This is a genomic window from Chryseobacterium lineare, assembly GCF_977014045.1.
This window is the reverse complement of the sequence record NZ_CDRNIQ010000001.1, coordinates 3,655,001-3,677,477: the sequence shown is the minus strand read 5'-3', so window position 1 is coordinate 3,677,477 and position 22,477 is coordinate 3,655,001. Positions and strand designations below refer to the sequence as shown.

21 protein-coding genes (1 of these 21 only partly in view) are annotated in these 22,477 nt (G+C 36.3%); 13 read left to right on the top strand and 8 right to left on the bottom strand.

All coding sequences use genetic code 11. From position 1 onward, the window contains the following. Positions 1-39 precede the first annotated feature (39 nt). Together ACWNCI_RS16510 and ruvC are read left to right on the top strand one after the other, a co-directional pair. On the top strand, positions 40-750 hold the full coding sequence (locus ACWNCI_RS16510; RefSeq protein ID WP_449389130.1) for a Dph6-related ATP pyrophosphatase: 711 nt from the start codon (positions 40-42) through the stop codon (positions 748-750). Between the two features lie 130 nt (positions 751-880). After that, entirely contained in the window at positions 881-1,435 is a 555-nt protein-coding gene (ruvC, locus tag ACWNCI_RS16505; protein WP_449389129.1) for a crossover junction endodeoxyribonuclease RuvC, read from the top strand. A gap of 52 nt (positions 1,436-1,487) precedes the next feature. On the opposite strand, the gene ACWNCI_RS16500 is transcribed toward ruvC, so the two are convergent. Next, positions 1,488-1,898: a hypothetical protein gene (locus ACWNCI_RS16500; protein WP_346983340.1), complete on the bottom strand. Its 411-nt coding sequence runs from the start codon at positions 1,896-1,898 to the stop codon at positions 1,488-1,490. 169 nt (positions 1,899-2,067) lie between these two features. On the opposite strand from ACWNCI_RS16500, the gene ACWNCI_RS16495 reads away from it, so the two are divergent. Both ACWNCI_RS16495 and ACWNCI_RS16490 read left to right on the top strand, forming a co-directional pair. After that, positions 2,068-3,138, top strand: coding sequence for a DUF4407 domain-containing protein (locus ACWNCI_RS16495; protein ID WP_346983341.1), 1,071 nt, complete (start codon positions 2,068-2,070; stop codon positions 3,136-3,138). 98 nt (positions 3,139-3,236) lie between these two features. Next, positions 3,237-3,569, top strand: a complete 333-nt coding sequence (locus tag ACWNCI_RS16490; RefSeq protein WP_449389128.1) for a KTSC domain-containing protein — start codon at positions 3,237-3,239, stop codon at positions 3,567-3,569. Here ACWNCI_RS16490 and guaB read toward each other — a convergent pair. From guaB to ACWNCI_RS16455, 7 genes are all read right to left on the bottom strand, one after another. After that, the gene (gene guaB / locus ACWNCI_RS16485; protein WP_449389127.1) at positions 3,465-4,925 is read right to left on the bottom strand and encodes an IMP dehydrogenase; all 1,461 of its coding nucleotides are present in this window, start codon (positions 4,923-4,925) and stop codon (positions 3,465-3,467) included. The genes ACWNCI_RS16490 and guaB overlap by 105 nt on opposite strands. Positions 4,926-5,091: 166 nt before the next feature. Next, complete coding sequence (locus ACWNCI_RS16480; RefSeq protein WP_449389126.1) at positions 5,092-5,592, bottom strand: DUF4252 domain-containing protein; 501 nt, start codon at positions 5,590-5,592, stop codon at positions 5,092-5,094. A 12-nt stretch (positions 5,593-5,604) separates the two neighbouring features. Beyond that, the gene (locus ACWNCI_RS16475; RefSeq protein WP_346983345.1) at positions 5,605-6,873 is read right to left on the bottom strand and encodes a DUF4252 domain-containing protein; all 1,269 of its coding nucleotides are present in this window, start codon (positions 6,871-6,873) and stop codon (positions 5,605-5,607) included. A gap of 63 nt (positions 6,874-6,936) precedes the next feature. Continuing rightward, positions 6,937-7,599 carry a hypothetical protein gene (locus tag ACWNCI_RS16470; RefSeq protein ID WP_449389125.1) on the bottom strand — a complete coding sequence of 221 codons (663 nt, stop codon included), beginning with the start codon at positions 7,597-7,599 and terminating at the stop codon, positions 6,937-6,939. Next, the gene (locus tag ACWNCI_RS16465; protein WP_042723033.1) at positions 7,574-8,083 is read right to left on the bottom strand and encodes an RNA polymerase sigma factor; all 510 of its coding nucleotides are present in this window, start codon (positions 8,081-8,083) and stop codon (positions 7,574-7,576) included. The genes ACWNCI_RS16470 and ACWNCI_RS16465 overlap by 26 nt, the downstream gene beginning before the upstream one ends. Positions 8,084-8,182: 99 nt before the next feature. After that, positions 8,183-9,343, bottom strand: coding sequence for a GlmU family protein (locus ACWNCI_RS16460; RefSeq protein ID WP_449389124.1), 1,161 nt, complete (start codon positions 9,341-9,343; stop codon positions 8,183-8,185). Between the two features lie 106 nt (positions 9,344-9,449). Next, on the bottom strand, positions 9,450-9,701 hold the full coding sequence (locus tag ACWNCI_RS16455; RefSeq protein WP_002976190.1) for a type B 50S ribosomal protein L31: 252 nt from the start codon (positions 9,699-9,701) through the stop codon (positions 9,450-9,452). 228 nt (positions 9,702-9,929) lie between these two features. Here ACWNCI_RS16455 and ACWNCI_RS16450 point away from each other — a divergent pair, with 228 nt between their 5' ends. From ACWNCI_RS16450 to ACWNCI_RS16410, 9 genes are all read left to right on the top strand, one after another. Continuing rightward, positions 9,930-11,339 carry a hypothetical protein gene (locus ACWNCI_RS16450; RefSeq protein WP_449389123.1) on the top strand — a complete coding sequence of 470 codons (1,410 nt, stop codon included), beginning with the start codon at positions 9,930-9,932 and terminating at the stop codon, positions 11,337-11,339. 10 nt (positions 11,340-11,349) lie between these two features. Continuing rightward, complete coding sequence (locus ACWNCI_RS16445; RefSeq protein WP_449389122.1) at positions 11,350-11,541, top strand: hypothetical protein; 192 nt, start codon at positions 11,350-11,352, stop codon at positions 11,539-11,541. Next, positions 11,541-11,867, top strand: a complete 327-nt coding sequence (locus ACWNCI_RS16440) for a nucleotide pyrophosphohydrolase (protein WP_449389121.1) — start codon at positions 11,541-11,543, stop codon at positions 11,865-11,867. The genes ACWNCI_RS16445 and ACWNCI_RS16440 overlap by 1 nt, the downstream gene beginning before the upstream one ends. Positions 11,868-11,955: 88 nt before the next feature. Beyond that, on the top strand, positions 11,956-13,182 hold the full coding sequence (locus ACWNCI_RS16435; protein ID WP_449389120.1) for a 3-phosphoshikimate 1-carboxyvinyltransferase: 1,227 nt from the start codon (positions 11,956-11,958) through the stop codon (positions 13,180-13,182). Next, positions 13,179-13,976 carry an SDR family oxidoreductase gene (locus ACWNCI_RS16430; protein ID WP_449389119.1) on the top strand — a complete coding sequence of 266 codons (798 nt, stop codon included), beginning with the start codon at positions 13,179-13,181 and terminating at the stop codon, positions 13,974-13,976. The genes ACWNCI_RS16435 and ACWNCI_RS16430 overlap by 4 nt, the downstream gene beginning before the upstream one ends. A 208-nt stretch (positions 13,977-14,184) precedes the next feature. Continuing rightward, on the top strand, positions 14,185-15,696 hold the full coding sequence (locus ACWNCI_RS16425) for a hypothetical protein (protein WP_449389118.1): 1,512 nt from the start codon (positions 14,185-14,187) through the stop codon (positions 15,694-15,696). A 559-nt stretch (positions 15,697-16,255) separates the two neighbouring features. Beyond that, on the top strand, positions 16,256-19,396 hold the full coding sequence (locus ACWNCI_RS16420; RefSeq protein WP_449389117.1) for a SusC/RagA family TonB-linked outer membrane protein: 3,141 nt from the start codon (positions 16,256-16,258) through the stop codon (positions 19,394-19,396). A 20-nt stretch (positions 19,397-19,416) separates the two neighbouring features. Next, complete coding sequence (locus tag ACWNCI_RS16415) at positions 19,417-20,892, top strand: SusD/RagB family nutrient-binding outer membrane lipoprotein (protein ID WP_449389116.1); 1,476 nt, start codon at positions 19,417-19,419, stop codon at positions 20,890-20,892. Between the two features lie 84 nt (positions 20,893-20,976). After that, positions 20,977-22,477 carry the 5' portion of a phosphocholine-specific phospholipase C gene (locus tag ACWNCI_RS16410; RefSeq protein WP_449389115.1) on the top strand. Its footprint extends 845 nt past the window's final position, so the window shows 1,501 of its 2,346 coding nt (coding positions 1-1,501); its start codon is at positions 20,977-20,979; the stop codon falls past the right edge of the window.

Genomic DNA, 22,477 nt, shown 5'->3' with positions numbered 1-22,477 from the left:
GTTCCGAGATTTTTATTTAATATTTTCTAAGTTTAAGACATGAAACCCAAAGTCATCTTCAACTGGAGCAGCGGAAAAGATTCTGCATTTGCTCTATATAAAATTTTAGAAGAAAACCAATTTGAAATTACTTCTTTACTGACAAGCATTAATAAAGAATTCCAAAGAATATCAATGCATGGCGTTCATGTCTCGCTGTTGGAAAAACAGGCTGAAAGTTTAGGATTTCCGTTAATCAAAATGGAGCTTCCGAAAGAACCGACTATGGAAGAATACCGTGAAATCATGAGTAAAACCATGAATGAAATTAAAACCAATGGAGTTACTCATTCTGTTTTTGGAGATATTTTCCTGGAAGATTTAAGGAGATATCGAGAGGATCAATTAGAATCTGTAGGAATTAAGGGTATTTTTCCACTGTGGAAAATCAATACAACCGATCTTATTCATGATTTTCTGGATCTAGGTTTTAAAACTATTGTGACTTGTGTGAACGAAACTTATCTTGACAAAAGTTTTGCAGGAAGAATTATCGATAAAAATTTCATTAATGATTTACCGGCAAATGTAGATCCGTGCGGAGAAAACGGAGAATTTCACACATTCACTTTTGATGGACCGATTTTTAAAAATCCAATTGATTTTGAAATTGGTGAAATTGTTAAAAAGACCTATCCCAAACCAAAATCCGACATTGAAAGCCATGATGGAGACTATGTTTTCTGGTTTTGTGATCTGGTTTTAAAATAAAGTACATAAACTAATGTTTTAGTTTATACAGATTTCCGCCTTTCAACGATTAAATAAACGATAGTTTTGTAAGGAAAATTAAATATGATTTAAATATCTAATTTTCTGACAATGTCATATCTTTGACCCAATGATTGCAGAGAAGATTATTTTAGGAATCGACCCCGGAACAACGATAATGGGTTTTGGAATTATTTCCATAAAAAAAGGTAAAATGGAAATGATTTCCATTCATGAATTATTGCTAAAAAAATATCCAAATCACGAGACTAAGCTGAAATATATTTTCGATAAAACTTTAGCACTGATTGATGAATTTCATCCTGACGAAGTTGCTTTGGAAGCCCCATTTTACGGCAAAAATGTGCAAAGTATGCTGAAGCTTGGACGCGCCCAGGGCGTTGCAATGGCAGCCAGTCTTCACCGCAATATTCCCATCACAGAATATTCTCCGAAGAAGATAAAAATGGCCATTACCGGAAACGGAAATGCCAGTAAAGAACAGGTTGCGGGTATGCTGCAAAATCTTTTGAATCTAAAAGAATTTCCCACAAAATATCTTGATGCATCCGATGGTCTCGCTGTAGCCGTATGCCATCATTTCAATATGGGAACCATTGCAGACACGAAATCTTACACCGGTTGGGAAAGTTTTTTAAAGCAAAACCCAAATCGTTTAAAATAAAACCCAGAGATTTCATCTAATATTGCATGAAAATCTCCGGGATATTTTGTAATTATTTTGTTTTATATTCCTGAGGAGTAATTTTAAAATCTGTTGTTGGTTTACCATTTTTATCATAATAAGTATAAACCATTGTAACATCATTATCACGGAATTCCTTGATATCAGGAGAAGTTTTTATGACTTGCAGGGCTCCCTCTTTTGCCGTTTTTTTAAAAGCTTCTATCTGCTCCGGGGTCACACTTTCGTTTACATCTTCAGTTAAAGTATAATTGTATCTGAAAATTTTTCCGGGTTGCGCGGATACACTATCAAGACGAACTCCATCGGCCAGGTTTTGTGGTGTTGTTTTGTTGATATTGGCAGCAACTTCTTTAAGATCGTCATCAATTGTTTTTTCTTTTTTACACGAAGTTAAGGCGAGCGATAAGCATACCAGTGAAAGGCTGATTACATTTTTCATATTTAAAATTTTAGTGATTGCTACTTAAAGATAAGAATATTTTCTTAAATAATTTTAATTTATTGATTAACAGTAAAATAACTTAATATTTAATCATACTTGGTAAAACATAATACTATCTTTTGCATTGGTATGATTTTTAATAGTACATTTGTATAAATTTTCTGTCATGAAAAATAATCAACAAACTATAAATCAGTTGAATCATAACATAAATTGGTTTCAGAAATTTCTAATGGTATGCTCCGGAGGAAATATTCATATTTTAAGAAAAACACCCAGCGAATGGAACAAATTTGCCGGGATCGGAGGAATCGTTTTATTTACGGCTGTTTTCGCTACCCTATCTGCAGGATACGCGATGTACACTGTTTTTGACAATATCTGGTCTGCCATCGGTTTTGGTGTTTTATGGGGACTGATGATCTTTAATCTTGATCGTTACATTGTTTCTTCCATTAAAAAGACAGGGACCTGGTGGAATCAGGTTTTAATGGCCATTCCGAGACTGATTCTGGCAACTTTCTTAGGAATTATAATTTCTAAACCGTTAGAACTTAAAATCTTTGAAAAAGAAGTTAATAAACAGTTGAATACCATTATTCAGAGAAATAAAAAACAGCTTCAGGGTGAAATGAACGGAAGAATTCTGCAGCAAAGCGGACCTTTTGAAACCGAAAAGAAGCAGATCTCAGAAAAAATTGCCAACTATCAGAAATCTTATGATTCTGCATCAGTAGAACTCGAAAAAGAAATTCTGGGAAAACAATCAGGATTAACCAGCGGAAAAGAGGGTTTCGGACCCAATGCAAAACGTAAACAGGAACTAAAGGAACAAAGACGGCTGGATCTGGAAAATTATCAGAAACAGGCAGCTCCTCGTTTGGAATATTTAGACAAAGAAATTTCAAAAGTCTACACCAATCTGGAAACGGAGAGAAAATCTACGGAAACATTTGAAGATAAATTTAACGGTTTTGCAGCACGGCTTCAGGCTCTGGACGAGTTGGGTAAAAATTCAGCCATTATTGGTTTGGCAGCCGCTTTCATCATGGGACTTTTCATTTGTCTCGAGATTTCTCCGGTGCTGGTTAAACTAATTTCTCATATCGGACCTTATGATTATCTCCTGGAAAAAACAGAAAATGATTTCCGACTCTATTCTAAAGAAAAGGTAGAAAAAGGAAATGCTTTAACGAATTTCAGGATCGATGATTTCAAAGACAAATTAGGCAAATAATTCATTAAAAAATATCTCATCAGCCTTTCGGAATTCTCCGGAAGGCTTTTTTATGGATAAACAATAGTTAAAGGAATATTTTTTGTTTAAAACTATGTATGCCGTCATCAGTAGTCCATAAATATCTGTATTTTCCTGAGACTGAAATTTTAAGAATTATTTATCAGTCGGGTGCGGTATATGACTATTTGAAGGTTCCTTCAGAAATCTTTGAAAGATTCAAAACCGTGCAATCTAAAGGAAGATTTTTGAATTATGTTATGAACTATAAATTTAAAGGCTACCTCAACACTGAGATAGCCTTACATTTTATATTGAATTTATTATTACAAAGAATAATTCGGAGCTTCCTGAGTAATAATAACATCATGAGGATGAGATTCTTTCAATCCGCTTCCTGTGATCATTACCATTTTGGTTTCTGCTTGTAAAGCTTCAACATTTTTAGCCCCACAATATCCCATTCCTGCTCTGAGACCTCCGGTTAACTGGAAAATAACATCCTCCAATTTACCTTTGCTCGGAACTCTTCCTTCGATTCCTTCCGGAACGAATTTTTTAGCCTCACTCTGGAAATATCTTTCTTTTCCACCTCTCTTCATCGCAGAAAGACTTCCCATTCCCTGATATGTTTTGAATTTTCTGCCCTGGAAAATAATTTCTTCACCCGGAGCCTCATCAGTTCCGGCTAAAAGAGATCCTAACATTACAGCTCCTGCTCCACTTGCAATAGCTTTTACGATATCTCCTGAAAGTTTAATACCACCGTCTGCAATGACCGCGACATTTTTAGTTTTAGCATATTCGTAAACGTTATAGATAGCAGATAATTGTGGAACTCCCACTCCTGCAACAACTCTCGTTGTACAGATAGAACCAGGGCCAACTCCTACTTTAAGAACGTTTGCTCCTGCTTCGATCAAATCTTTAGCAGCTTCCGCTGTAACGATATTCCCACCAACGATATCCAGATCCGGATATGTTTTTCTGATTTCTGAGATTTTATCTAAAACGCCTTTAGAATGTCCGTGTGCAGAATCAATTCCGATAATATCCACACCAGCTTTTACCAATGCTTCAATTCTTTGAAGAGTGTCTTCCCCTACTCCAACGCCTGCTCCAACGATTAACCTTCCGTTCTGATCTTTATTAGCATTTGGATATTCCAACTGATTATCAATATCTTTAATAGTGATTAATCCAACCAATTTATTTTCAGCATCAACGATAGGAAGTTTTTCCACTCTGTTCTTCAAAAGAATTTCTTTGGCTTTTTCCAGATTGGTATTTTTATCGGAAGTGATGAGATTATCTTTTGTCATGATCTCTTCTACCTTCATATCAAGGTTTTCCTGATATTTTACGTCTCTGTTGGTGATGATTCCTATTAAAGTATTTTCGGCATCAACGACAGGAAGTCCGGAAATTTTATATTTAGCCATCGTATCCCTAGCCTGAGCCAGAGTATGATCTTTTGTAAGCGTTACCGGATCAGAGATCATCCCATTTTCAGAACGCTTTACACGGTTTACCTGTGCAGCCTGCTCTGCAATCGTCATATTTTTATGAATGAAACCCAAACCTCCCACTCTTGCCAGTGCAATGGCCAGTTCAGCTTCGGTTACTGTATCCATCGCAGCAGAAACTATAGGGACATTCAGCGTAATTTTGTCGGTAAGTCTTGATTTTAATGAAACCTGATTAGGTAAAACTTCAGAATAAGAAGGGACTAGAAGCACGTCATCGAAAGTGATGGCTGTCTCTACAATTTTGTTATGAATAGACATCTTTACTTTCTTGCAAAATTAAGGTTTTTTGATGAAATACGAAAATGGATTTTAATAGTTTAAATAAAACTTAATAATCAATGACGTAAATTAAAAAACCATTCCTTAATGAGAAATGGCCTTTTGTACAAAATAAAATTTAGAATATGATTGAATATGAAAATGTCTATTTATCCTTTGCGGAAGCAATCATTCTTGAGATATCATCTGCTGTAAAACTTCCTTTAATATCAACGAACACGAGTTCTTTATCTGAGTTTACAGTAATCAGCATATTTTTAATAGCATCGCCTTTCTGCTTTACCCGAATGTTTACATTATCTCCATCGTGCTTTATGGTTGCCCACTCTTCATAGTTATTGTTATTCAGATAGCTGGCAAAATCTTTAAGCATTTCGCGATCTCCGTTTTCGACAGTCAACACTTTAATCTTAGAAACTTTTTTCACCAATCTGATAAGTTCTTCATCTCCGCCGTCTTCCCTTAAAGCTTTTTTGATGTAAGGTTTAGCCAAAAACAACGGAACATTAATGCTTACAAACTTCGCTCCTTTAAAGTCACGTCCCGACTCTGAAAAGTATGCCATATTCGGCTTTTCGGAAACAATGCAGGACTGCATCATGCACATTACGGAAAGAACTATAAAGATGTTTTTTAATATTTTCATGGCTATTAATTTTTAGTTAATTTGTTTCAAGCTTCCGCCTGACGTTTTACTGATATTAGAATTTATGACAGGATTTCCTTTGTACTTTATGGTTCCTCCGGAAGATGCAGTTGCCTTTAAGCTTTCCACTGCATGACCGGATACGACAGCCCCGGAAGTAGCTTCAGCCTCAAGCTCATTGAACTGAAATTTTTCTGCATTACAAACGGCACCACTGCTCACATCTATCGATCCGATATTAGCTCTTCCGCTGAGATTTGCTGCTGCACCACTTGATGCTTTTACGTTTACTGACGTTGAATTTATCATAGAGTTTACCACTGCACCCGAACTCAGCTCTACTTTTGCATTGTCTGAAATATTAAAGTTACCATTGACCACAGATCCTGATGAAACATCAACTGATACCATATTTTCGTTTATATTATTAACAGCATTGAAAATAGCGCCCGACGAGGTTTTAATGTTATCAATTCTCGGTGAGGAAACATTTACATTGATATTTTTAAACTTTAAATTTCGCTGTCCTTTATTGTCAACATATACTTTCAGAACTCCGTTGTCAACTTTTGTTATAATATATTGAAGTTTATCTGCGTCTGCAATTACCTTTACGGAAGTAGGATTTTCCTGTTTAAAGTTTACAATGACACCGGTGCTTACCTGAACGCCTGAGAATTCTCCCACATTTCTGGATTCACCATTAAGATATGAAGACGTATTCTGAGCAGCAAAGCTGGTTCTTGTACTGGTTGAAGAATTTGTTTTGGTTTCTGTAGAATTAATGAGTTTATTAATGTCATCCATAGAAAGTCTGCCGTCAAGCTTTATCAAAATACTTTCTTCACCACCGCTATCAATGCTCAGCAAGAGATCATCCAGAATTCCGTCTTTTTCTTCTGCTGAAAGGAATTTTATTTTCGCGCCACTACTGTTCATCGTCATGATCTCGTTGTAATTCAGATCACTTAAATAAGATCTGATATCTTTGTTAATCTGCGACAGCTCCTGCGCCTTGACCGATTTCAAGTTTGAAGGCTTTTCTGCAATCAGTACTTTAAGGCCTTTTATTTTTGCCAGAAGAGGTTTTATCTGATCCAGTTCTGCATCTCCCAAATCCAGATTGCTCAGCATCCCGAACATCGGTTTTGCAATTTTAATGGTAGTTACCCCTTCCACCTCCTGATATTTATCAAAAAGCTGGTCTACTTTATCTTTCTGCCCATACACATTGAAAAAATGTGAAAAGGCCAGTGCGAATATTATGAATATTTTTTTCATGAGTCAATTTTATTTTTTTTGATTATTAGTGCCTGATCAGGTGCATAAATCTTTTAAGGTTAATTAATAATCGTCGTCTACGACTGTTGGTTTTGCTAATTTTTCACTGACGTTATTTGCAAATATTTGGAATGAATACTTAGTCACATTAATGGCTTCTTCTACATTATCAATTCTTTTTCCGTTCACAATAACGTAAGAATTCTTATATCCTGTAGAATCTTTTGAAGCTTTTCGATAAGAGGAGTTGTAAACATATCGTGGCTTTCTTTCTTTTTTAAGCCTTCCTCTTTTTGGTAAAATTTCATCTAAATAATCCTTTTCAGCTACTGTATTTTCCTGAAAAAGAGAATCTTTCTTCGCTCCTGAAACAGAATCCGACACATGGTTTACAGCAACCTGAGCCTGATGCTCACTGTTTTCTTCGATGAAATTATTTTTCTGCAATTTGATCTGATTTTCCACCAGCTGAGCTTGGTCTTCAATATTTTTATTATTATAATTAAATATAAATCCAATGCTTAACAGCACTACTACGCTCGCCGCCATCCAGAACCATTTCGGAATCGAAGGTTTGTTTTTGCTGTCAATCGGAATAACAGGAGTTCCATTATTATCTTTTACTTCCGCTTTTTTCAGAAAATCCTCGAAATCCCAGTCCATTTTTTCTTCCTTTAAATTTTGGAAGATCTCGTCGTATTTATCTTGAAATTTGTCTTTGCTCATAGCTCATCAATTGTGAGATTTGTTCTTTTACTTTTTGTCTTGCCCGCATCAGATTTACTCGTACTGCGTTTTCTTCCATTTCCAGCATTTCTGCGATCTCCGAGACTTCATACTCTTCCACATCTTTCAAATGGATAACCATCTTTTGTTTTTCCGGAAGCTGATTGATAAAACCAATGATGTGTTCTTTCAAATTATTAACTTCCATACTGTAAAGCTCTGACCGATGGACCTGCATATCTGCAAAACCCATCTTTACATCGTGATGCTTCAGTCTGTTCAGGCATTCATTCCGGACCGCTTTCAACGCATAGGATTTTAAATTCCCAAACTTTTCAAGCTCTTCTTTTTTCTGCCAGAATTTGATCATCAGATCCTGCACTACATCTTCTGCTTCATCACTACTCATGACAAACCTTTTCGCAAAGCGATACATCTCATTTTTGAGAATGAATACCGTACTTTTAAAAGTCTCTTGGGTCATAAGTTTTGTTTCTATAAGTAAGACAATCAGATTTTACATAATATTACATTAAAAGTAAAAAAACTTCAAAAAAATTTGAAGTTTCCTTTATTAATCGGTTTAATATGTATCAAAAATATGTTTTAAAATAGCTTTGTCTTCTTCAGTTAGAAGTATTTTTCTTCTTGCCATCACTCTTTCTGCAACCTCATAGGCTTTATCCAGCTTAAATTTTTCATCATCTTTAAAACCTCCCCAGGAGAAATTTTCAATATGATTTGGAGGAAAACCTTCTTTGAAAATGTTGGAAGCCACACCAATAACTGTTCCTGTATTGAGCTGAGTATTGATAGCCGTTTTAGAATGATCCCCCATGATCAGTCCGGCAAACTGAAGCCCCGTATCCTGAAAAGCTTTTGTTCTGTAGTTCCACAGTTTCACGTTTCCGTAATTATTTTTAAGATTAGAAGAATTAGTATCTGCTCCGAGATTACACCATTCTCCAATTACAGAGTTCCCTACAAAGCCATCATGTCCTTTATTTGAATATCCAAAAATAACAATATTGCTCACCTCTCCACCTACTTTAGAATGTGGGCCAACCGTCGTTGCACCATAAATTTTTGCGCCTAAATTAAACTTAGATTCTTCACAAAGCGCAATTGGGCCACGAAGATTACATCCTTCCATCACTTCAGCGTTCTTGCCAACATAGATTTTTCCTGTTTTGGTATTGATCGTTGAAAATTCAATCTGAGCACCTTCTTCAATAAAGAGATCTTTTTTATCACCCAAGAATCCGTTGGTGGAAGAAAGCTCTTGAGAAGTTCTCCCATTTGTAAGCAAATCAAAATCAAAATCGATAGCTTTCTGATTATAGGTAAAAAGATCTGTTGGTTTTTTAAAGAAAACAAGCTCTTCTTTAATGTCGGTCATTTTCTCAATCTGATGTAGAGAAAAACCATCCATATTAATTTTAGCGGCAATTAATTCATCTTCATACACTAATGCTTCTCCTTGTTTAAGATCTTTTATTTGTTGAATGACATTTTCACTGGGCAAAAAATTCGTTACCAGGAAAAGACTTTCTTTTTTTTCAGGCTCCGGGAATTTTTTCTGTAAATAAGTTTCGGTAAAAAAAGAGATTTCGGTGTTCTCTAAAATTTTCTGCCATCTCTCGGAGAATGTCAGAATTCCGCATCGCATTTCTGCTACCGGACGAGTAAAAGTAAGCGGAAGAAAATCTTCCCAATATTGTGCATCTGAAAATACTAATTGCATCGTTCAGTTTTTTTAAGTTTAATGTTAAAATTCAAGTCTAACAAAATTACAATAAAAAAAAGTCTTCCGAAACCGAAAGACTTTTAAATATTTTAATGTCAAAAAATTACTTAGCGAATTTTTTGTATTTGTTCATGAACTTATCAACTCTACCTGCAGTGTCAACCAATTTCACTTTACCAGTGTAGAAAGGGTGAGAAGTTGAAGAGATTTCCATTTTGATCAAAGGATACTCTTGTCCTTCATACTCGATAGTGTCTTTTGTTTCTGCTGTAGACTTGCAAAGAAATACTTCGTCGTTACTCATATCTTTGAAAACAACAAGTCTATAATTTTCTGGGTGGATTCCGTTTTTCATGTGTAAATTTCTTTTTTTGTTAATGTCACATGTAACCTTGCGGTTTCATAATACAATGTTAAAAATTAAAGTTTGCTTTCGAAATAGTAATGGATATTTCTCTGCTAATTTTAGGTTGCAAAAGTACAATATTTTTTTGAATTTGCAAATATGATGTCAATATTTTTTTCTTCATAAGAAATCCGAAGTATTTTCGTTACATTTGAAATTTATTAAACTTTAATTTCGATGAAATTCAAATTAATACTGGCTTTTTCTTTCTGGATGCTTGTTATGGCAGTATCCTGCAATAAGGATGACATCAGTTTTGATGCGCCTTCGCAAAAACTAAGTTTTTCAAAAGACACCGTTTTCTGTGATACGGTTTATCATCAGGTTCGTTCTGAAACATATGCGGTGAAAGTTTACAACAATGAAGATAAGGACATCCTGATTCCGAGAATTCATCTGGAAAAAGGAGCTTCATCATTATATAAAATCAATGTAGACGGGAAACCGGGATATGATTTTAAAGATGTTCCTTTAAGAAAGAAAGACAGCCTTTATATTTTTGTAGAAATTGCTCCGGAAGCTACCGGTCCCGAAGCTATTGCTGAAGATAAAATTCTTTTCGACAGCCCTGCCGGACAGCAGAACGTTGTTTTATTCTCCGTGGTTCAGGATGCTGAATTCTTTATTAAAAGCTCATCCAATCCGAATATTATCACTTCTGATGCAACATGGAACAATAATAAAGCTAAAATTATCTACGGTGATTTAACAGTCGATCAGAATGTAATCCTGAATATACAGCCGGGAACCAAAGTGTATTTTCATAAAAACAGCGGTATGAAGGTTCTCTCAGGAGCAACGTTGAATATTAACGGTACGCTTGCCAATAATGTTATACTACGTGGCGACAGAAATGATCCCGCATACGATACCATTCCTAAAAACTGGAATTCCATTAAAATGGAAACCGGCTCTGTTTTAAATATGAACTATGCAAGACTTTTTGGTGGTACAAAAGGTCTCGAAATGAAACAAACCAATGCTACGATCAATAATTCTTTCATTCATACTTTCCAGGAATATGGGATTTATGCTGTCGGATCTACAATTACTGCCAGGAATTTGGTGATGAACAACTGTGGAGAATCTGCCATAGGAATTTTCAGGGGAGGAACCTATAATCTTACGCATTGTACCATTTCCAATTATTCTGATCTTCTGCAATCTTACAACAGAAACGGAATTTTTGCAACCAACGAATGGAAAAATGAGTCAAACCAAACAGAACAGGGAGCATTAATCCTGAATGTAAGAAACAGCATTGTCTACTCTGATCGTGATAATTCAGTATTTTTTGAACAAACTCCGGGGCAGTTATTTAATTTTGTATTAGAAAACTGTCTGTTAAAATATTCCACCCAATCAGAAGCAGGTTTTCTGGATACGGCTCCGAGTGTAATTCAGCTGGTTAAAAATCAGGATCCTTTATTTGTAAATTATTTTGTAGCACAAATGAATTTAAGAGTAAAGCAGAATTCCCCGGCTATCGGAAAAGGAAGCACAGGCGTTGCGGCAACCGTTCCTACGGATATCGCAGGAATTTCAAGAACTTCAAATCCTACTTTGGGAGCATACCAATATCAATAATTTAATTAAAATGGATTTCAATATTGTAAAAATAGGAACTTTTGTTGTATTGATTGCAGTCTATCTGATTGTGAGAAAACTGTTTAAAAAATTTGCAGATTTTACTGAAAAAATAGGGCAATCAACCAATCAGGAAGAAGAAATCAAACAACTGAACACCAAGATCATCAGTCTTGAAAAACAGATCAATAATAAAAAGTAATGGAAATCACGAATCTGCAGCAGCAAGTTGATGAATGGATCAAAACCATCGGGGTTCGTTACTTCAATGAACTCACCAATATGGCCATGCTGACCGAAGAAGTCGGCGAAGTAGCCAGGATTATTGCAAGAAGATATGGAGAACAAAGTGAAAAAGAAAGTGATAAAAGCAAAGATCTCGGCGAAGAGCTTGCAGATGTATTATTTGTCACCTTATGTTTAGCCAATCAAACCGGAGTCAATCTGCAGGAAACTTTCGATAAAAAAATGAAGATAAAAACGGATCGCGACAAAGACCGTCATCAGAATAATGAGAAATTAAAATAATGTATGAAGACGGATGATCGAAGCAGGAAGTTCAGTACAGCTATTATACTTCCTCCTTCCAGCCCCAAGCTTCCCAAATGAAGAAATAATGAAGTTAGAAAAATCACAATTAAAAGAAAACCAGACCATACAGATCAGCGGTTCGAAAAGTATTTCGAATCGTTTGTTGATTTTAGAAAGTCTGTTCAGCAATATACAAATCGGAAACCTCTCGAATTCCCAGGACACCAGTCTTCTGAAAAAAGCCTTATCGGAGAATACGGAGATTATAGATATTCACCATGCAGGAACTGCGATGCGTTTCCTTACCTCTTATTATTCTATTCAGGAAGGAAAAACTACAATTCTTACCGGTTCAAAAAGAATGAAAGAAAGACCGATCAAAAATCTGGTCACCGCTTTACAGAATCTCGGTGTAGAAATAGAATATCTGGAAAATGAAGGGTTTCCTCCATTAAAAATTAAAGGCAAAAAAATCACTCAGGAAAAAGTAGATGTTCCGGCAAATATTTCAAGCCAGTTTATCACTTCTCTTCTGTTAATCGCCGGAAAACTAGAAAACGGACTGGAAATAAACCTGATTGGTGAAGTCACTTCAAGATCTTATATCGAAATGACTCTCGACATTTTAGCAAAGTTCAGTATTAAGACGAGTTTCACCGGAAATACGATTAAAGTAGAACCTTTTACCAATTACCAATCATCGATGATCAATTATGAAGTAGAAAGTGACTGGAGTTCTGCGTCCTACTTCTACTCTTTTGCCGCTTTGGGAAGAAAGACCATTCATCTGAAAAGTTTTTATAAGGAATCTACTCAGGGAGATTCTGCCATTGCAAAAATCTATGAAGAATTCTTTGGAATTAAAACCATTTTCAATGGAGATGAACATAAAATCACGCTAAATCCGGATCCTGATTTTATATTTCCTGAAAAGATCATTTTAGATATGAACAATTGTCCCGACATTGCTCAAACACTCTGTGTAACAGCAGCCGCTTTGAAAATACCTTTCGAGATTTCAGGTTTGGGAACATTACGAGTAAAAGAAACCGATAGACTTTTAGCATTACATCAAGAATTGAAAAAGCTGGGTACGGAAACCGAATTTACGGATCTTACCATTACATCACTTAGCTTTAGTGAGCCTGAGGATAATATTTCCATCAAAACTTATCAGGATCACAGGATGGCAATGGCTTTTGCGCCGTTCTGCCTTATTAAAGAATTACATATTGAAGATGAAGATGTCGTCGAAAAATCATATCCGATGTTTTGGGAAGATTTACAATTGATTTTAACTGAAAATTCATGAATACAAAAACCATAATCATCACCGGAACTTCATCAGGAATAGGTTTCGCCTTAGCAGAATATTTCGGAAAGAGAGGTCATAAAGTCTACGGCCTGAGCAGAAAGCATACCGAAAGCCCGTATTTCAGATCCATTCCAACCGATGTAACGGATAACGATGCCGTTCAAAATGCTATCGCAGAAGTACTGAAAACAGAAACAAGAATTGATGTCCTGATCAACAATGCAGGAATGGGAATGGTAGGCGCCGTGGAAGATTCTTCAAAAGAAGATATTTTAAAACTCTTCAACCTGAATCTCGTAGGAGCGGTGCAGATGATGAGTGCTGTAATACCGAAAATGCGCGACAATAAATTCGGGCAAATCATCAATGTTTCCAGTATTGGAAGTGAGATGGGACTGCCTTTCCGTGGATTTTACTCAGCTTCAAAATCTGCTTTGGATAAAGTAACAGAAGCGATGAGGTATGAAGTTTACCCTTGGAATATCCATGTTTGCTCGCTACATTTAGGCGATATCAAAACCAATATTGCTGAAAACCGTGTTCGGACAAAAGTTTCGGAACCGTATAAGAATGTTTTCGATAAAGTATACGCTTTAATGAACAGCCATGTAGGAGATGGAACCGAGCCTCTTGAAGTTGCAGAATATGTCGATCAGCTTTTGCATAAAAACAAATGGAAAGCGCATTATTATTTCGGTAAATTCGGGCAGAAAATAGGAGTTCCTCTAAAATGGATTCTTCCGCAGGGAACCTATGAGAATCTGATGAAGAAATACAATAAACTGGATTAAAAACAGTTAATTGAATGGTGCATTGTCATTCTGAACGGAATGAAATGCAGTGAAGAATCTTTTTGTATTTTTATCGAGATTCTTCATTCCGTTCCACTACATTCAGAATGACAATTTGAAATTAATTTTAAAAATATTTTTTATCCTCTTTTGCGTCTCTATTCAGGCGCAGAAGAAATCCTATTTCCTTATAGATTCAGAAACAAAGGTGAAGAAAAAGGTAAAAGATTCTGCTTCGGCAGTGAAGTTTCTTGATTCGCTGGCACAGAACAATTATTTTTTCACCCAATTAAAAGAAGTGCGAACGAAAGGCGACAGCACAGAAATAATTTTCGATAAAGGAAAAAATTTTAATCAGACGTATGTAAACCTTTCCGATTCTATTTCATCTAAAACTAAAATTCAGAAAGAATTTTTTACCAAAAATTTAGATTCCACCAAGAAGAACATTAATAAAAGGTATATTGATGATGGTTTTGCATTCAGCAGGATCAAATCTAAATATAAGGGGCAGAAAAACGGCTATCCTATCGTAGAGCTAGACATTAATAAGAACGATAAAAGAACCATCGACGGGTTTGTAGTAAAAGGCTATACCAGCGTTCCGAAAAGATTTATGAAAAATCTTGAAAAGGAATTTAAAGGTAAAACCTATGACGACAAAAACCTTCTCTCGATCAACAAATCTTTTCAGGGTCATCAGTTTGTAAGCCTGGAGCGTCCTCCGCAGACCATGTTTACCAAAGATTCTACGAGTATTTATCTTTTCATGGAAAAGAAAAAAACCAACAGCTTCGACGGGGTGATCGGGTTCGGAAATGATAAAACAGATAAGTTTACGCTGAACGGAACCCTGAATGTAAATTTCAGAAATATTTTCAACAGCTTTGAAACGATCAATCTGTACTGGCAGCGAAATCCGGATAAAGGACAGACATTTGATCTTCAAGCTGATGTTCCCTATCTTTTCAAATCGAATGTCGGATTGAATATGAAAGTCAATATTTTCCGCCAGGATTCTACTTTTGCGAATGTAAAAGCGCTTCCAGCGTTTTATTATCACCTCAATTCCAGAAATAAAATCGGTCTGAGAGGAACTTTTGAAAGTTCCAGCATCATAGACACTTTATATGTGCAGGGGAAAGATTACAACAAAAAAGGGATCGGGATATGGTTTGAAATGGTAGAGCCTACAGATATCGATCTTTTCCTTTACAAAACGAGAATCAACGCGGGATACGATTATCTCACCACAACTTATACAAAAGATAATATTACGTCTCCGCAAAACCAGTTCTATTTTTTCGGAGAACACAATTACCATATCAACGGAAACCATTTCCTCAACATCAAAGCGGAAGGTGCGATGATGGATTCAAAGGTTGACTTTTCCGCGAATGAATTGTACCGCTTCGGGGGCTGGAACTCGATGCGGGGTTTCAATGAAAATTCTCTCGCCGCCGATTTCTATTATTACGGAAGTTTAGAATACCGGTATCTTATAGGAAGTCAGGCATTCTTTGATGTATTCGGACAGTACGGTCAGCTCAACAATAAATCTCTCAACGTAAAACCCAAACTCTACAGTGTCGGGCTCGGATTCAATTTCTTTATTCCGATCGGGCTTATGAGTTTCCAGCTTTCCAACGGTAATGAGTTTGGAAATCCTTTTAAGTTTAATGATATCAAAATTCATTGGGGAATTCTGAGTAGATTTTAGTCAGATTTTTTATTTGTATTAATATCTGCGTAATCTCCATGATGCTAGAGACTTTTCTCAGGCAAATTTACATTTTAAAAAACAACGAGCTTTCTGAGTAGATTTTAGTGCGGCTTTTACATGTTCTCGCAGATTGAGCAAATTGAGCGGATTTTTTTATTAATATCTGCATAATCTCGGGAGACTTGTTTTCAGTCAAATTTAAAAGCAGACACAAAATTTACTTAACCGGGCGTTTGATCTTCTTCATTAAAACTTTAGGTCTTTTTGACAAAGCTTTAGGTGAATTTACGTTCCTTTTAGATCTCCTTGCTTAAATTTTAGAACTTCTTCTCAAAACTTTAGGTTAATTTGCCAAAATTTTAGGTCTGCTTCCCAAAACTTAAAACGGATACTATATAATAAGTAAAAAAAATAAAAATCTGAGGAATAATGCAAGTTCCCGGACTTTATTTTTATGTTAAATTTTATCATTGTCCCATATTGAAATTATATTTTTTTCTTAATGTCGACGTAAAACTGTGGTAACAATACCTGTCTAAATTTGTTCTCAAAAAAAATGAAGAAAACTTTAGCCACTTTTGCTGTTTTTTTACTTCCCCTTTATCTTACGGCTCAGGAAATCAACATTTCCGGAAACGTAAAATCTGAAAACGGCATCAGTGTCTCCGGAGTCAATATTACAGACAAAAACACAGGGAAAACTGCGATCACCGACGAAAATGGTAATTTCACCATCTCTGCCAATCCGAAAGACATTCTTGAATTTTACGCTCCGGAATTTTCTGCCTATACGATTGAAGTTTCAACAAGAAGAAATTATTCAGTCGTTCTGAAAAAGGTGAATGAAAAGCAGATCGAAGGCGTTGTGATCACTGCATTAGGGATTGCCAAAAAGAAAGAAAAGATCGGGTATGCGACACAAGAAGTCGGGACTAAACAATTTGAAACGATCACTACTCCAAGCATCGGGAATTTATTTTCCGGGCAGGTTGCCGGATTGAATGTTTCAAATCCTACAGGAATGCAACAGGCCCCGCAGTTTACGTTAAGAGGAAACAGTAATCTTGTTTTTGTAATCGACGGCGTGATCGTTGAAAAAGAAGTTTTTCAGAATCTGGATCCGAATAATATAGACAATATCAACGTTCTGAAAGGAGCAACTGCTTCAGCGCTTTACGGCTCAAGAGGAAGATTCGGAGCCGTTCTGATCACTACGAAAAGTGCTAAAAAGAAAGGGTTTACCGTAGAGTTTTCCCAAAATACGATGGTTACAGCAGGATTCACCAATCTTCCCAAAACACAGACCGAATACGGAAACGGTTCGCACGGTAAGTATGAATTCTGGGACGGTGCCGACGGCGGTGTGAATGATGGTGATATGATCTGGGGACCGAAATTTGTTCCGGGATTGAAAATTGCACAATGGAACAGCCCGATCCGAGATAAACAGACCGGACAGGTAGTACCGTGGTATGGGGCCGTGACGGGAACTCAATATGATGATAAATCAAGATATGAAAGAGTACCCATCGACTGGAAATATCATGACAATCTTGACACTTTCCTGAAGCCGGCCGTTATTAATAATAATAATTTTGCAATCAGCTATAAAAACAATAAAGACGTTTACAGGCTTTCCGGAAATTTTATGAATTATGACGACCGCGTTCCAGAGTCTTACCTTCAGCGTTATGGGATAAATTTCTCATCTGAAAATCATCTGGGTGAAAAGCTGATCTTCGATACAAAGTTTAATTTTAACCAAACGTTTACTCCGAATATTCCAAACTATGATTATAATCCGAGCGGCCACATGTACACCATTCTCATCTGGATGGGAGGCGACGTAGACGGAAGAGATCTTAAAAATCATATGTGGATTCCCGGAAAACAAGGCACCGCACAAGCCAATTGGAATTATGCATGGTACAACAACCCATGGTTCGGCGCAGAATATTATAAGAATAAAAACAGAACCGATATCATCAATGCACAAACCGGTTTGGAGTATAAAGCGACTAAAGATTTTTCTGTAAAAGGTAAGATTTCAATTGTTGAGAATCACAACAAGCAGGAAATTCAGAGTCCGTACTCCTATTTCAATTACAGTGCGCCAAGAAGTGGCGGATACATTCTGAACGATACCAAAACATGGAACCTTAACTATGATGTTTTAGCCACCTATAAAAAGAAAATTTCAGAGAATTTTGATTTTACCATTAATGCCGGAGGTTCTGCCTTTTATTATAAAAATGATGTAGACAATGCTTCTACAGATGGTCTGAAAATCCCTGAGCTGTACACATTAGACAATTCTATCGGTGCCGTAAAATATTATGATTATTTAAAAGAAAAACTCATCTACAGTGCCTATACAACCATTGATATCGGATTATACAATGCTTTCTTCCTGAATGTTTCCGGACGTAATGACTGGTCTTCTACTTTGCCTAAAGCCAACAGATCCTACTTCTATCCTTCCGCTTCATTAAGTGCAGTGATTTCAAATCTTGTGAAAATGCCGGAATCGATCAGCTTATTAAAATTATCTGCTTCATGGGCGAAAGTGGCGTATGATTTTCAGCCTTACTCGATCAGAAATTATTATGTCAATAACAGCGGAATAACCTTCAACGGAAATCCTACATACTATTATCCTACCACTTTGAATGTTGAAAATACATTGAAGCCGGAACAGACAAAATCTTATGAATTAGGATTAAGCGCAGGATTATTTAACAATAGAATTACGCTGGATGCCACGTATTTCCGAACACTGGATTATAATAATATTCTTCAGTTTCCGAGTGCGCAGTCTTCAGGATTTACTTCACAGTATGTCAACGGAAATGAGTACACCACAAAAGGTCTGGAAATATCCCTAGGACTTACTCCTGTTAAGACAGATAATTTCATCTGGAAATCTTTAATCAACTGGAGTACTTATGAACAGAAGCTGACTTCTATCTATGCCGATATGCCGAATTACAACAACATCCAATTGGGCGAAAGAATGGACAGCTACTACGACTATACTTGGCAGAAATCTCCGGACGGAAAAGTAATCCTGAACGCCAACACCGGGATGCCAACCAAAGCAAACACTCCTACCAATCTTGGTCACTTCAATCCTGACTGGACTTTTGGTTTCAACAACACTTTTAAATATAAAAAATTCACTTTAAATATCGGAATCGACGGAAGTATCGGCGGTGTCATGAGATCGCAGGTTGTAGAAAAAATGTGGTGGGGAGGAAAGCATCCGAACTCTACCGCCTACAGAGATCTTGAATATGCCAACCCGGGAACTTACTATTTCGTTCCGGACGGTGTCAATTACAATGCAGCAACAGGAACGTACACGCCACATACCAAAGCCATAAGCTTCCAGGATTGGGCGCAGAATTATCCTTATAGAGCAAGAGTAACAGAAGATGAAAGTGAATTGTTTGCAAACGTTTTCGACAGAACTTTCGTGAAATTAAGATCGGTAACTCTTGAATATGACTTCTCTTACTTACTGAATCCAAAAGGAATGGTAAAAAGCTTCACTGCCAATATTTCAGGATACAATCTGGCAATTTGGAAAAAATCTAAAAACCTGTATTCAGATCCGGATTATAAAATCGGGACAGGAAATGACATTCAGGATCCTTCAAGCAGATGGATCGGAGTTGGGTTTAATCTTAAATTTTAATTAAAACGTAAAAATAAGAAATGAAAAATAGTATAAAATCAGTTTTTGTTGCAGGAATATTGTCATTAACCGCTTGTGAATCTAATCTTGACACTATCAACGAAAACCCTAATGATAAAGCAAGTGTAGATCCTAAAGTCTTACTTACTTATGTTTCCTCAGATGCTTTTCAGGTAAACGGTGACAATATGTACGCTTCCCGAATGATGATAGGAACCGACGGTGAAAATGTTTACCAATATCTGAAATGGAATGATGCTTCTTTTGATACTTATTCAAAAGGACTTCTCAACACTGTAAAAATGATGCAGGAAGCAGAGAAGATCAATAATAAAAATTACCAGGCCATCGGTAAATTTTACAGAGCATACTATTTCTTTAATTTAAGTTTAAAATTCGGAAGCATCCCGTATTCAGAAGGAGTAAAAGGAGAATCAGGTATTACACAGCCAAAATACGATTCTCAGGAAACCGTCATGGCCGGAATTTTATCGGAATTAAAAGAAGCCAATGATTTAATTAATTCCAATGACAAGATTGAAGGCGATATCATCTACAACGGCGATGCATCAAAATGGAAAAAACTCATTAATTCTTTCCGCCTGAAAATTTTAATAACGATGTCTAAAAAAACGACCGTTGGTAATTACAACGTTGCTACAGAATTTGCATCTGTTGCAGGAAGCCAGCCTTTAATGACTTCCATTACAGACAACGGGGAGCTGAAATTTGCAGATGCTGCAGACAGCAGATATTCAATGTTCAACAATAGTGGTTACGGTTCAAGTTTATATATGGCAAATTATTTTATCAACTTATTTAAAGACAGACAAGATCCCAGACTATTTACTTTTGCTGCGCAGACAACCGGCGCTAAAGAAGCAGGGAAACCAATCACTGATTTTTCAGGATACAACGGTGGAAATCCTGTTTCTCCATATTCTGATAATGCAGCATTGATTACCGCAAAAAATATTTCTAAGGTAAACGACCGTTTTTATAAAGATCCTACCAACGAACCTTCATCAGTTTTAAGCTATTCCGAACTGGAATTTATTTTAGCAGAAGCTACGGCCAGAGGATGGATTTCAGGATCTGCCAAAACACATTATGATAATGCTGTTAAAGCAAGTTTCACATTTTATCAGACATATGTTAAAAATCCGGGACAGTACTTTACAGGATTTAATGTCAATAATTATCTTGCAAGTTCATTGGTTGTTTATGATAACTCCGCTTCACTGTCAACACAGCTTGAAAAAATCATGACTCAGAAATATATGACCATGTTTCACCAGGCACAATGGACTTCTTATTATGATTATCTGAGAACAGGATACCCAAACTTCCCTCTACAGACAGGAGTTTCCGCACCTTTCAGATTCAGGTATCCTCAATCGGAATACAATTACAACAATGCCAATCTTAAAACGGCGCTGACTTCACAATACGGAGGAAATGATAATATTAATTCCAAACCTTGGTGGTTACAGTAAAAATCTGATTATTTTTTAACATTAAAAGAAAAGAAATCGCAGGAAAAGAAATTAACTTGCGGTTTCTTTCTATTACAATTCAACATGAAAAGAAGAGAATTTTTAGAAAAATCAAGTTTGCTTTTAGCAGGTTTAGGAACTTCAGGAATCTTACATCCGGCTATTTTAAAAGCATTAACAATAGATCCTGCCGCCGAGTCTACATTTTATGATGCAGAACATATCGTTATTCTCATGCAGGAAAACCGCTCTTTTGACCACGCTTTTGGAACTCTGAAAGGAGTGAGAGGATTTTTGGATCAGAAAGCTTTCAGAAAACAGGATGGGCATTCTGTTTTTTTCCAAAAAAATAATGATGGGAAATATGCAGCTCCTGCACGTCTGGATTTAAGAAATACAAAATCTACGTGGATGAGCTCACTTCCTCATTCCTGGGACAATCAGCAAAAAGCATTAAATAAAGGAAAATACGATCAGTGGCTTCAGGCAAAACATTCCGGAAATAAAGATTATAAAGATATTCCTCTTACATTGGGGTATTACAACCGTGAAGATCTTCCGTTTTACTATCAGCTGGCAGATGCTTTTACGATTTTTGACCAGTATTTCTGTTCTTCTTTAACGGGAACTACACCGAACAGACTTTTTCATTGGTCCGGAACTTTGCGTGAACAGAAAAATGGAAAAGTAAAAGCAAATGTTTACAACGATAATATTGATTACGATAAAGATCATCAGGCAAAATGGAAAAGTTTCCCGGAAATTCTGGAAGAACAGAACATCTCATGGAAAATATATCAGAATGAAATCAGCCTGCAAAAAGGAATGTCAGGCGAGCAGGAAGCCTGGCTCAGTAACTTTACCGATAACCCGATTGAATGGTTTTCTAAATTTAATGTAAAGTTTTCAAAAGGTTACTATCAAAATATCCCAAACATAATTACTTATCTGCAAAACGAAATCGAAAAGCATCCGGATAGGAAAGAAAAATTTGAAAAAATGATTGTGGAATTGGAGGAAGATAAAATTAAGTATCATCCTGATAATTACGCAAACCTTTCTCAAACAGAAAAAAATATTCATGAAAAAGCATTCACTATCAATTCAGACGATCCGGACTACTGGAATCTTGAAATCGGACAGGATGAAAACGGTGAAAGATTAGTTGTTCCTAAGGGTGATGTTCTGCATCAGTTCAGAAAAGATGTGGATGAAAAAAAACTACCTCTGGTGTCATGGCTGATAGCTCCGGAGCACTTCTCAGATCATCCTGGTTCGCCATGGTACGGAGCGTGGTATATTTCTGAAGTGTTGAATATTTTAACGAAAGATCCTGAAACCTGGAAGAAAACAATTTTCATTATCAATTATGATGAAAATGACGGCTATTTCGATCATGTTCTTCCATTTTCTCCACCGTTAAATCCCAGCCAGCCTGTTGATATGAATGGAGCGGATGGTGTTGAATATGTAGACAGAAATCAGGAATATATGTCATCAGAAACACTGAAAGATCACGAAAAGATTGAGGGAACAGTTGGTTTAGGATACAGAGTACCGCTGATCATTGCCTCACCATGGACAA

What these genes read in the sequence shown, in the direction of transcription:
- ACWNCI_RS16450 (WP_449389123.1), top strand. Translation starts at nt 9,930, where the DNA reads ATGAAATTCAAATTAATACTGGCTTTTTCTTTCTGGATGCTTGTTATG.
- guaB (WP_449389127.1), bottom strand. Translation starts at nt 4,925, where the DNA reads ATGTCTATTCATAACAAAATTGTAGAGACAGCCATCACTTTCGATGAC.
- ACWNCI_RS16420 (WP_449389117.1), top strand. Translation starts at nt 16,256, where the DNA reads ATGAAGAAAACTTTAGCCACTTTTGCTGTTTTTTTACTTCCCCTTTAT.
- ACWNCI_RS16455 (WP_002976190.1), bottom strand. Translation starts at nt 9,701, where the DNA reads ATGAAAAACGGAATCCACCCAGAAAATTATAGACTTGTTGTTTTCAAA.
- ACWNCI_RS16465 (WP_042723033.1), bottom strand. Translation starts at nt 8,083, where the DNA reads ATGACCCAAGAGACTTTTAAAAGTACGGTATTCATTCTCAAAAATGAG.
- ACWNCI_RS16460 (WP_449389124.1), bottom strand. Translation starts at nt 9,343, where the DNA reads ATGCAATTAGTATTTTCAGATGCACAATATTGGGAAGATTTTCTTCCG.
- ACWNCI_RS16470 (WP_449389125.1), bottom strand. Translation starts at nt 7,599, where the DNA reads ATGAGCAAAGACAAATTTCAAGATAAATACGACGAGATCTTCCAAAAT.
- ACWNCI_RS16510 (WP_449389130.1), top strand. Translation starts at nt 40, where the DNA reads ATGAAACCCAAAGTCATCTTCAACTGGAGCAGCGGAAAAGATTCTGCA.
- ACWNCI_RS16500 (WP_346983340.1), bottom strand. Translation starts at nt 1,898, where the DNA reads ATGAAAAATGTAATCAGCCTTTCACTGGTATGCTTATCGCTCGCCTTA.
- ACWNCI_RS16490 (WP_449389128.1), top strand. Translation starts at nt 3,237, where the DNA reads ATGCCGTCATCAGTAGTCCATAAATATCTGTATTTTCCTGAGACTGAA.
- ACWNCI_RS16440 (WP_449389121.1), top strand. Translation starts at nt 11,541, where the DNA reads ATGGAAATCACGAATCTGCAGCAGCAAGTTGATGAATGGATCAAAACC.
- ruvC (WP_449389129.1), top strand. Translation starts at nt 881, where the DNA reads ATGATTGCAGAGAAGATTATTTTAGGAATCGACCCCGGAACAACGATA.
- ACWNCI_RS16495 (WP_346983341.1), top strand. Translation starts at nt 2,068, where the DNA reads ATGAAAAATAATCAACAAACTATAAATCAGTTGAATCATAACATAAAT.
- ACWNCI_RS16435 (WP_449389120.1), top strand. Translation starts at nt 11,956, where the DNA reads ATGAAGTTAGAAAAATCACAATTAAAAGAAAACCAGACCATACAGATC.
- ACWNCI_RS16430 (WP_449389119.1), top strand. Translation starts at nt 13,179, where the DNA reads ATGAATACAAAAACCATAATCATCACCGGAACTTCATCAGGAATAGGT.
- ACWNCI_RS16480 (WP_449389126.1), bottom strand. Translation starts at nt 5,592, where the DNA reads ATGAAAATATTAAAAAACATCTTTATAGTTCTTTCCGTAATGTGCATG.
- ACWNCI_RS16475 (WP_346983345.1), bottom strand. Translation starts at nt 6,873, where the DNA reads ATGAAAAAAATATTCATAATATTCGCACTGGCCTTTTCACATTTTTTC.
- ACWNCI_RS16445 (WP_449389122.1), top strand. Translation starts at nt 11,350, where the DNA reads ATGGATTTCAATATTGTAAAAATAGGAACTTTTGTTGTATTGATTGCA.
- ACWNCI_RS16415 (WP_449389116.1), top strand. Translation starts at nt 19,417, where the DNA reads ATGAAAAATAGTATAAAATCAGTTTTTGTTGCAGGAATATTGTCATTA.